General features: G+C 49.9%; 1 protein-coding gene and 1 pseudogene. Both read left to right on the top strand.

Features of this window, described 5'->3' with window-relative positions:
- Positions 1-2,419, top strand: a pseudogene (locus MOF34_RS16155) (condensation domain-containing protein); the annotation flags it as partial.
- A 12-nt stretch (positions 2,420-2,431) separates the two neighbouring features.
- On the top strand, positions 2,432-9,995 hold a 7,564-nt coding region (srfAB, locus tag MOF34_RS21045; protein ID WP_419901034.1), incomplete at its 3' end, for a surfactin non-ribosomal peptide synthetase SrfAB.

Genomic DNA, 9,995 nt, shown 5'->3' with positions numbered 1-9,995 from the left:
GCCGAGCTTCACGTCATTGATGAAGCGATCCGCCTTGATATCATCCGCTTGAACGATTATTTCGAAACGAACGGGGTGACGATCACCTTCCTGCCGACGCAGCTGGCGGAACAGTTTATGGAGCTAGAGAATACGTCACTCCGCGTATTGCTGACAGGCGGAGACAAGCTGAAGCGTGCCGTGAAACAGCCATACAGGCTCGTCAACAACTACGGGCCGACTGAAAATACGGTCGTTGCCACAAGCACAGAAATCAATCCGGAGGAAGGCTCGCTTTCCATCGGGCGGGCGATCGCCAATACGAGAGTATACATTCTCGGCGAGGGCAATCAGGTTCAGCCTGAAGGCGTGGCCGGAGAGCTTTGCGTGGCGGGACGCGGACTGGCGCGAGGCTATCTGAATAAAGAAGACGAAACCGCGAAGCGGTTTGTCGCTGATCCGTTTGTGCCGGGTGAACGCATGTACCGCACCGGCGATTTGGTGAAGTGGGTGAACGGCGGCATCGAATACATCGGCCGGATTGACCAGCAGGTCAAGGTTCGCGGTTATCGGATCGAGCTCTCGGAAATCGAAGTGCAGCTCGCTCAGCTTTCTGAGGTGCAGGATGCGGCGGTGACAGCTGTCAAAGATAAAGGCGGNNCTGCCGGACTATATGATCCCGGCGTTCTGGGTGACGCTGGACGAACTTCCGGTTACGGCAAACGGAAAGGTTGACCGTAAAGCATTGCCTGAGCCGGACATCGAAGCGGGGAGCGGAGAATACAAAGCGCCGTCCACCGACATGGAAGAGCTGCTTGCCGGCATTTGGCAGGACGTGCTCGGTATTTCTGAAGTCAGTGTCAGTGACAATTTCTTCTCGCTCGGCGGAGATTCCATCAAAGGAATCCAGATGGCGAGCCGCTTGAACCAGCACGGCTGGAAGCTGGAAATGAAAGATCTCTTCCAGCACCCGACGATCGAAGAGCTGACCCAATACGTGGAGCGTGCCGAAGGCAAACAGGCAGACCAAGGCCCAGTGGAGGGCGAGGTCATTCTGACGCCGATTCAGCGCTGGTTCTTTGAAAAGAATTTCACGAACAAGCACCACTGGAACCAATCAGTGATGCTTCACGCCGCGAAGGGCTTTGATCCTGAACGGGTGGAGAAAACATTGCAGGCGCTGATCGAACATCATGACGCACTCCGCATGGTTTATCGTGAGGGGACGAAAGAGGTCGTTCAATACAACAGAGGACTTGAAGATGCTTCAGCTCAATTGGAGATCATCCAAATCGAGGGTCAAGCGAAAGATCATGAAGACCGCATAGAGAGAGAAGCGGAACGGCTGCAAAGCAGCATCGACTTGCAGGAAGGCGGCTTATTAAAAGCAGGCTTGTTCCAAGCGGAAGACGGAGACCACTTGCTTCTTGCCATTCACCACTTAGTGGTTGACGGCGTGTCATGGCGGATTTTACTGGAGGATTTCGCCGCGGTATATACACAGCTTGAACAAAGCAATGAACCGGTTCTCCCACAGAAAACACATTCATTTGCGGAGTATGCAGAGAGATTACTAGACTTCGCGAACTCCAAAGCCTTTTTGAAAGAAAAAGAGTATTGGAGAAAGCTTGAAGAACAGATTGTCGCGGCAAAGCTTCCGAAGGATCGTGAATCTAGTGATCAGCGAATGAAACATACAAGGACAATCGAATTTTCGCTGACTGCTGAAGAGACAGAACAGCTCACCACAAAGGTGCATGAGGCATATCACACAGAAATGAATGATATTTTGCTGACGGCATTCGGATTGGCGATGAAGGACTGGACAGGTCAGGATCGAGTAAGTGTTCATTTAGAGGGGCATGGACGTGAAGAAATTATAGAAGACCTGACCATTTCCCGGACAGTCGGCTGGTTTACGAGTATGTACCCGATGGTACTCGATATGAAGCATGCTGATGATCTGGGCTACCAGCTGAAGCAAATGAAAGAAGATATCAGACATGTACCGAATAAGGGAGTCGGTTACGGCATTCTCCGCTATTTGACGGCGCCGGAACATAAAGAAGATGTGGCGTTCTCGATTCAGCCGGATGTCAGCTTTAACTACTTAGGACAGTTCGATGACATGTCGGATGCAGGCTTGTTCAAGAGATCAGAGCTGCCGTCAGGACAGTCGTTAAGCCCGGAAACAGAAAAGCCGAACGCGCTCGATGTTGTCGGATACATTGAAAACAGGAAACTGACGATGTCAATGGCCTATCATTCTCTTGAATTTCATGAAAAAACGATAAAGACATTCAGCGACAGCTTTAAAGCCCATCTTCTCAGAATCATTGAACATTGCCTATCTCAAGATGGAACGGAACTGACGCCGAGTGACCTTGGCGACGACGATTTGACGCTGGATGAACTGGATAAATTAATGGAAATTTTCTAATAGAGGTGGCATATGAGCAAAAAATCGATTCAAAAGGTGTACGCACTGACACCGATGCAGGAGGGAATGCTGTATCATGCGATGCTTGATCCGCATTCTTCCTCGTACTTCACACAATTAGAGCTTGGGATTCACGGTACATTTGATCTTGAAATCTTTGAGAAAAGCGTCAATGAACTGATTCGGTCATACGATATTCTCCGTACGGTATTTGTGCACCAGCAGCTGCAAAAACCGCGTCAGGTCGTGTTAGCGGAACGCAAAACAAAGGTGCACTATGAAGATATCAGTCATGCGGACCAAGACCGCCAGAAAGAGTACATTGACCGGTATAAACAAGATGTGCAGCGCCAAGGTTTTAACCTGGCAAAAGACATATTGTTCAAGGTGGCTGTTTTCCGTCTAGATGCAGATCAGCTGTATCTTGTCTGGAGCAATCATCATATTATGATGGACGGCTGGAGCATGGGCGTCCTCATGAAAAGCCTGTTCCAAAACTACGAAGCGCTTAGAGCAGGCCGAACACCGGCAAACGGTCAGGGAAAGCCTTATTCCGACTACATCAAGTGGCTTGGAAAACAGGACAATGAAGAAGCGGAGAGCTACTGGAGCGAACGCTTGGCGGGTTTTGAACAGCCGAGCGTGCTCCCGGGCCGCCTGCCTGAGAAAAAAGACGAATACGTTAACAAAGAATATTCATTTACATGGGACGAAAAACTGGTTGCCCGCATTCAACAAACCGGAAACCGCTATCAAGTGACAGGGCCCAACCTGTTTCAGGCTGTTTGGGGCATTGTTCTAAGCAAATACAACTTTGCGAATGACGTTGTCTTCGGCACGGTTGTATCGGGCCGGCCGACTGAAATCAACGGGATTGAAACGATGGCGGGGCTGTTTATCAACACCATCCCGGTTCGGGTGAAAGTCGATCGAGATGCTGCTTTCGCTGATATTTTCTCAGCTGTTCAGCAGCATGCAGTCGAGGCGGAGCGCTATGATTACATACCGCTCTATGAGATTCAAAAGCGCTCAGCCCTTGATGGCAATCTCCTGAACCATCTGGTCGCGTTTGAAAATTATCCGCTTGATCAAGAGCTTGAAAACGGCAGCATGGAAGACCGGCTCGGATTTTCTATCAAGGTAGAAAGCGCATTTGAGCAAACGAGCTTCGATTTCAATTTGATTGTGTATCCAGGCAAAACGTGGACTGTCAAAATCAAATATAACGGAGCCGCCTTTGATTCCGCTTTTATCGAACGGGCAGCGGAGCACCTTACCCGCATGATGGAGGCGGCTGTCGCTCAGCCGGACGGTTTTGTCCGTGAGTACGGGCTTGTTGGAGACGAAGAGCAGCGGCAAATTGTCGAGGTGTTTAACCAGACGAAAGCCGAACTTCCAGAAGGAATGGCTGTTCATCAAGTGTTTGAAGAACAAGCGCAGCGAACACCGGCAAGCACCGCTGTCGTATATGAAGGAGCTGAGCTGACATACCGTCAGCTGAATACAGCGGCAAACCGTCTGGCGAGAAAGCTTGTCGAACTAGGTCTTCAAAAAGGGGAAACAGCTGCGATTATGAACGATCGCTCTGCAGACACCGTTGTCGGCATGCTGGCTGTGTTAAAAGCAGGCGCCGCCTATGTGCCGCTTGATCCCGCGCTTCCTGAAGACCGTCTTCGTTTCATGGCGGAGGACAGCTCGATTCGGATGGTCTTGTCCGGAAAGTCTTATACAGAGCAGGCGCATCAGCTGCAAGTGCCGGTACTTACACTGGACAGCGGGTTTGAAGAGAGTGAAGCGGCTGACAATCTCAATCTGCCATCCGCACCGTCTGATTTGGCATACATCATGTATACTTCTGGCTCAACGGGTAAACCGAAAGGCGTCATGATCGAACATAAAAGCATTTTGCGCCTCGTTAAAAATGCAGGATACGTTCCGATTCATGAAGAGGACCGCATGGCGCAAACGGGCGCTGTCAGCTTTGATGCCGGCACTTTTGAGGTATTCGGCGCACTGCTGAATGGCGCAGCGCTTTATCCAGTCAAAAAAGAGACGCTGCTTGATGCGAAACAATTTGCGGCATTCCTGCGTGAGCAGAGAATCACGACCATGTGGCTGACATCACCATTATTCAACCAGCTTGCTGCAAAGGATGCCGGCATGTTCGGCACACTGCGCCATGTAATCATCGGCGGAGACGCACTCGTGCCGCATATTGTCAGCAAAGTAAAACAGGCATCGCCGTCGCTTTCGTTGTGGAACGGATACGGCCCGACAGAAAACACGACATTTTCAACAAGTTTTCTGATCGACCGTGAGTATAGCTACTCTATTCCAATCGGGAAGCCTATCGGAAATTCGACTGCCTACATCATGGATGAACAGCAGCGCCTGCAGCCAATTGGCGCGCCCGGCGAGCTGTGCGTCGGCGGAATCGGTGTAGCGCGAGGATATGTCAATCTTCCTGAGCTGACGGAGAAGCAATTTTTTGAAGATCCGTTCAGACCGGGTGAAAGGATTTATCGCACTGGCGACTTGGCGAGATGGCTGCCGGACGGCAATATCGAATTTTTAGGTAGAATCGACAATCAAGTGAAGGTGCGGGGCTTCCGAATTGAGCTTGGCGAAATTGAAACAAAACTGAACATGGCAGAGCATGTAACAGAGGCTGCAGTGATCATCCGCAAGAACAAAGCAGATGAAAATGAAATTTGCGCGTACTTTACGGCGGATCGTAAAGTGTCTGTCAGCGGGCTGAGAAAAACGCTGTCTGAATCTTTGCCGGATTATATGGTTCCTGCCCATTTGATTCAGATGGACAGCCTGCCGCTCACGCCGAACGGTAAAATTAACAAAAAAGAACTGCCTGCGCCTCAATCAGAAGCCGTGCAGCAGGAGTACGCAGCGCCAGAGACAGAGAGTGAAAAGAAATTAGCGGAGATCTGGGAAGGGGTACTCGGCGTCAAAGCGGGCGTTACCGATAACTTCTTTATGATCGGCGGCCATTCTTTGAAAGCGATGATGATGACGGCGAAAATTCAAGAGCATTTTCATAAGGAAGTGCCGATTAAAGTGCTTTTTGAAAAGCCGACTATTCAAGAACTGGCGCTGTATTTGGACGAGAACGATAGCAAGGAGGAGCAGACGTTTGAACCGATCAAGCAAGCACCTTATCAGCAGCATTATCCTGTATCCCCGGCCCAGCGGAGAATGTATATCCTCAATCAGCTTGGACAAGAAAACACAAGCTACAATGTCCCCGCTGTACTTTTGCTGGAGGGAGAAATAGATAAAGAACGGCTGGAAAAGGCGATTCAGCAATTAATCAACCGGCACGAAATCCTTCGTACATCGTTTGACATGATCGACGGAGAAGTTGCACAAACTGTTCATAAAAACGTATCGTTCGAGCTGGAGGCTGCCAAGGGACGGGAAGAAGACGCGGAGGAAATGATCAAAGCGTTCATTCAGCCGTTTGAATTAAACCGCGCGCCGCTCGTCCGTTCGAAGCTTGTCCAGCTTGAAGAAGAACGCCACCTGCTGCTGATTGACATGCACCATATCATTACTGACGGCAGTTCAACAGGCATTCTGATCGGTGATCTCGCCAAAATGTATCAAGGGGCTGATCTTGAGCAGCCGCAAATTCACTATAAAGATTACGCTGTTTGGCATAAAGAACATGCTGATCTTCAAAAGGATGAAGCGTATTGGCTTGATACCTTTAAAGGTGAGCTGCCGATTCTTGATCTTCCGACGGATTTTGAGCGGCCTGCTGAACGGAGCTTTGCTGGAGAGCGCGTGATGTTTGGGCTTGATAAACAGATGACGGCTCAAATCAAGTCACTCTTGGCAGAAACGGATACGACAATGTATATGTTTTTACTGGCGGCGTTCAATGTACTCCTTTCTAAGTACGCGTCACAGGACGATATCATTGTCGGATCGCCGACTGCGGGAAGAACACACCCTGATCTGCAAGATGTACCGGGGATGTTTGTCAACACGGTCGCACTAAGATCGGCGCCTGCGGGAGATAAAACGTTTGCGCAATTCCTTGAAGAAGTCAAAACAGCAAGCCTTCAAGCATTCAAGCATCAGAGTTATCCGCTTGAGGAACTGATTGAAAAGCTTCCGCTTACAAGGGATACAAGCCGAAGTCCGCTGTTCAGCGTGATGTTCAACATGCAGAACATGGAGATTCCATCATTGAGATTAGGAGACTTGAAGATTTCTTCATACTCCATGCTCCATCACGTGGCGAAATTTGATCTTTCCTTGGAAGCGGTCGAGCGAGAAGAGGATATCGGCCTAAGCTTTGACTATGCGACTGCCCTGTTCAAGGACGAGACGATTCGCCGCTGGAGCAGCCACTTTGTCAATATCATCAAAGCGGCCGCAGCTAATCCGAACGTTCGGCTGTCTGATGTAGACCTGCTTTCACCTACAGAAACGGCTGCTTTGCTTGAAGAAAGACATATGACTCAGATGACTGAAGCAACCTTTGCAGCTCTTTTCGAAAAACAGGCCCAGCAAACACCTGATCATTCTGCGGTGAGGTCTGGAGGAAATCTGCTGACCTATCGCGAGCTTGATGAACAGGCGAATCAGCTGGCGCATCATCTTCGTGCGCAAGGGGCAGGAAGTGAAGACATCGTCGCAATTGTCATGGATCGGTCAGCTGAGGTTATGGTATCGATTCTCGGTGTCATGAAAGCGGGGGCGACTTTCCTGCCGATTGATCCTGATACGCCTGAGGAACGCATCCGCTATTCATTAGAGGACAGCGGAGCGAGAATAGCGGTCGTAAACGAAAGAAACATGACGGCCATTGGGCAATTTGAAGGGGCAATCATCAACCTTGATAATGCTAAATGGAGAAATGAGAGTAAGGAGCACCTCTCTCCGATCTCCGGATCTCGCAATCTTGCATACGTCATTTATACGTCTGGTACGACCGGGAAGCCGAAGGGTGTGCAGATCGAGCATCGCAATCTGACAAACTATGTTTCTTGGTTTAGTGAAGAGGCGAGCCTGACGGAAACCGACAAGACTGTATTGCTTTCATCTTATGCATTCGACCTAGGCTATACGAGCATGTTCCCTGTACTTCTGGCGGGGGGTGAGCTCCACATCGTGCCGAAGGAAACCTATACGGCGCCAGATGAAATGGGGCTTTATATCAAGGAACACGGAATCACATATATCAAACTGACACCGTCGCTGTTCCATACGATGGTGAATACGTCCAGCTTTACAAATGAGCCAAACTTTGAATCCTTGCGCTTGATTGTCTTGGGTGGAGAAAAAATCATCCCGGCTGATGTTTTCACCTACCACAAGGTGTATGGACATACCGAATTTATCAATCACTACGGCCCGACTGAAGCAACAATCGGCGCCATTGCCGGACGGGTAAATCTGTCTGAGCCGGATACATTCGCGCAACGCCCGACAATCGGGCAGCCGATTGCGAATGCCGGTGCGCTTGTCTTAAATGAGGCGTTAAAGCTTGTGCCTCCGGGAGCGAGTGGCCAGCTTTATATCACGGGACAGGGGCTTGCGAGAGGATATCTCAACAGGCCTCAGCTGACAGCTGAGAGATTTGTTGAAAATCCATATTCACCGGGCAGCCTAATGTACAAAACAGGAGATGTTGTACGGAGACTTTCTGACGGTACGCTTGAATTTATCGGCCGGGCCGATGATCAGGTGAAAATCCGCGGCTATCGCATTGAGCCGAAAGAAATTGAGACGGTCATGCTCAGTCTCAGCGGAATTCAAGAAGCGGTTGTGCTAGCAGTTTCCGAGGGCGGGCTTCAAGAGCTTTGCGCGTATTATACGGCGGATCAAGCCATTGAAAAAGCAGAGCTCCGCAGCCAGCTTTCACAAACACTGCCGTCTCATATGATCCCTGCTTTCTTTGTGCAGGTTGACGCCATTCCGCTGACGGCAAACGGGAAAACCGACAGAAACGCATTACCGAAGCCACACGTGGAACAATCCGGAAGCAGGGCCTCAGCCGCACCGGAAACAGCGCTTGAGGAGAGCCTATGCCGCATTTGGCAGAAGACGCTTGGCATAGAAGCGATCGGCATCGACGACAATTTCTTCGATTTAGGCGGCCATTCACTAAAAGGGATGATGCTCATTGCCAATATTCAGGCTGAATTGGAGAAAACCGTACCGCTTAAAGCGCTGTTTGAGCAGCCGACTGTTCGCCAGCTTGCGGCTTACATGGAGGCATCGGCGGTTTCAGGCGGCCATCACGTGCTCAAACCGGCTGACAAACAGGATATGTACCCACTGTCATCTGCGCAGAAACGGATGTATGTACTGAATCAGCTTGACCGGCAGACGATCAGCTACAATATGCCATCTGTTCTTCTGATGGAAGGCGAGCTTGATCTTTCACGTCTGCGCGACTCACTCAATCAGCTTGTGAACCGCCACGAGTCATTGCGTACATCATTTATGGAAGCAAACGGTGAGCCTGTTCAGCGCATTATTGAGGAGGCGGCGATTGATCTTCATGTGTTTGAAGCGAAAGAGGATGAAGCGGAACAAAAGATCAAGGACTTTATCCGTCCATTCGACTTAAACGATGCACCGCTCATTCGCGCGGCATTGCTTCGAATAGAAGCGAAAAAACATTTGTTGCTTTTAGATATGCATCACATCATTGCAGACGGGGTATCAAGAGGCATTTTTGTCAAAGAATTGGCGCTGCTTTACAAAGGAGAGCAGCTTCCAGAGCCGGCGCTTCATTATAAGGATTTCGCCGTTTGGCAAAATGAAGCTGAGCAAAGGGAACGGATGAAGGAGCATGAGGCGTACTGGCTCTCGGTTCTTTCAGGCGAGCTGCCGGAACTTGATCTTCCGCTCGATTACGCCCGTCCGCCTGTGCAAAGCTTTAAAGGGGACACGATCCGTTTCCGTACGGGAAGCGAGACGGCTAAGGCGGTAGAAAAACTGCTCGCAGAAACCGGAACGACCTTGCACATGGTGCTTCACGCTGTTTTCCACGTCTTTTTAAGCAAAATATCCGGGCAGCGGGATATCGTCATCGGCTCCGTCACTGCCGGCCGGATGAATGCTGATGTCCAAGACATGCCGGGAATGTTCGTCAATACGCTTGCCTTAAGAATGGAAGCGGGAGAACAGCAAACATTTGCAGAGCTGCTGGAGCAAGCGAAGGAGACAAACTTGTCAGCGCTGGAGCATCAGGAATATCCGTTTGAGGACTTAATCAATCAGCTTGATCTCCCTCGGGATATGAGCCGAAATCCATTGTTTAACGTCATGGTGACGACAGAAAACCCTGATAAAGAACAGCTTACATTGCAGAATCTAAGTATTTCACCTTACGAGTCCCATCAGGGAACGTCTAAGTTTGACCTGACATTGGGTGGATTCACTGATGAAAACGGCATCGGTCTGCAGCTCGAATATGCGACTGATTTGTTCTCAAAAGAAACGGCTGAAAAATGGAGCGAATACGTTCTGCGTTTACTAAAAGCTGTCGCGGAACATCCGAACCAGCCGCTTTCCAGCCTGTCACTCGTCACTGAACCAG

This window comes from Bacillus sp. T17B1, from assembly GCF_026796395.1.
GTDB lineage: Bacteria > Bacillota > Bacilli > Bacillales > Bacillaceae > Bacillus > Bacillus spizizenii_A.
Note: the sequence above shows the minus strand (reverse complement) of the source record. Positions and strands in the feature narration are given on the sequence as shown.